Raw genomic sequence first — 1,904 nt, forward strand, 5'->3', positions numbered from 1 at the left:
CGGTCGATGTAAATCGTCCTTGCATCCGTGCTGTACCCAGCAATGTAGGGAATATCGAACTCGTGGCTGACCTTAACTCGTCGATGAAGTGCAGACACGACATCGGACAGGACGAGGTCGCTGATATCTTCAGAGCTATGACGGACCTCGTCGGCTAGTTTCAAGTCCGCTCCTGCGTTTTCCAGTCGAAGCACCCGCCACACGGGCGAGCGCTGCGCGATGATTTTTTATTTGTTGACGATGATGCGCTGCTTGTCCCGGTTTTGGGCGTAAGTGGCCTTGTCGTAGGCAGTCTGCGCCTCCAACTGGTCCTTGGTGAAGTTCGTGTAGAGGTAACGGTTGCCGTACTTGTCGGTCATGAACTTGAGGTTCTCCATAGCGACCGCGACCTTCTTTTCGCCAATGCCCAGAAAGCCGCCTACATCAACGATTATTGCGTCGACCTTCTTGTCACCAGTCAGGATGACGTCGCCGATCTCGCCGACCTTCGCATCATCTGCGCCATAGACGTTGGTTCCGATCAGATTTGCCGCACTGATCTTGTCTGACGGCATTTCGGTCAGGGACGACTTGTCGATCGAGGCTGTCGAGGTCGTATCGGTTTTGCCGTTAGCCGCTTGGCCGTTAGTCGTCTGCGCCGTGGGTGCTGCCGCGGTATCATAAGGCTTCGTATCGAAATTGGGTTGAGCTTTGAGCTCATCCTTCGTCGTCTTTGCGACTAACCAGCGATCGCCCTTCTTGTTGACCCATTCAAGCTTGCTGAAATCATAGGCTACGTTCTTTTCCCCCACGCCAAGGAATCCGCCGACGCCAATGACGACGAGCTTGGCGTTCCCGTCCTTGTCCAGGACGATGTCATTGACATCGCCTATCTTCGTCGCGTCGTCGGCGGTGCTGTCATAGACCGCGGCTCCCATGATCTTGGAGACGAGCTTGCCATCAGTGACCGGGGCAACAACCTCCGTCTGGGTAGCGGGGTTGCTGGTATTTGCGGCGTGAGCACCCGCCGTGCAGAGCGCCGCCGACATGAGAGCTGCCGTCGCGGCCGTAGCTAGTATCTTGCGGATCATTGTGAAATTCCTCCTGTTGCCTGGTCGATTGACGTCGGCAGCTGCCAACGCCAATTCATCCAACGGAAGGAACTGCCTTACGTTCCGGGAGCAGGCCAATGGTCGCAAAGGGCGCCGGACTGAAGGCTCATGCAGAACCTGCACGGGTTTACCGCCCCCCGCCACCAACGAGTCAAATGACCCGACCTGCAAACAGGATTACAACTGCCGTGGATGCCAGGGACCTAGCCTAATTGTCCGAAAGAGGACGTTCCGTTATCGGCCGCAACGAGACGTCTGCAATGCAAGCCGCTCAACGGCAAAAGCCGGTATTGGAGTGCCTGTCTGGACCTGCTTCGACAGCAGCCAGCAACGGCACGACCCAGTCCTGCACGCTGGATCCCATCCGCGATTGCCAGCTGGATCCAGGCTCTGATGCACATGCCAGGCCGTGGTAACCTCAGCACTGGCGAAATGGTCCACATCAGGTCATTTACCCGCAGATGATCGCATCGTCCCGTTTTCCATTTCACGGCGGGCACCAAACGACCTCTCGAACGGGCTGATCTGGCCGAAGGACGGCGGAAGCCTCGATCGCCTATGCCGCAATGGCGCGTCGCGCGTTTCTTCCCCTGGGCGAAGCCCATTCCTCGCGCAACCAAGAAACGCGCGCCTGCGCCATCCTGCGCTTTGCTGCGGTCGCAAGCGATGCGGCGGCAGTCGCCTCCGGCCTCACGATCGCCATCGAGGCCGCATGGTGCGGGCTCGGAAACGAAGAAAACGGAGACTGAAAATGGCTACCATCGGCAGCTTCAAGAAGACCAATGCGAACGAGTTCACCGGCGAGATCGTCAC

2 protein-coding genes are annotated in these 1,904 nt (G+C 57.9%); both read right to left on the minus strand.

Annotated features, from left to right (window positions below; translation table 11 throughout):
- Window positions 1-227: 227 nt before the first annotated feature.
- Window positions 228-1,070 carry a PRC-barrel domain-containing protein gene (locus tag FJ423_RS33350; RefSeq protein ID WP_140848033.1) on the minus strand — a complete coding sequence of 281 codons (843 nt, stop codon included), beginning with the start codon at window positions 1,068-1,070 and terminating at the stop codon, window positions 228-230.
- Between the two features lie 577 nt (window positions 1,071-1,647).
- The coding region (locus FJ423_RS33940) for a hypothetical protein (RefSeq protein ID WP_210239594.1) at window positions 1,648-1,904 on the minus strand (257 nt) is incomplete at its 5' end.

This window comes from Mesorhizobium sp. B2-8-9 (assembly GCF_006439475.1).
Classification (GTDB): Bacteria; Pseudomonadota; Alphaproteobacteria; order Rhizobiales; family Rhizobiaceae; genus Mesorhizobium.

Coding starts and splice junctions, on each gene's coding strand:
- FJ423_RS33350 (WP_140848033.1), bottom strand. CDS start 1,070: ATGATCCGCAAGATACTAGCTACGGCCGCGACGGCAGCTCTCATGTCG.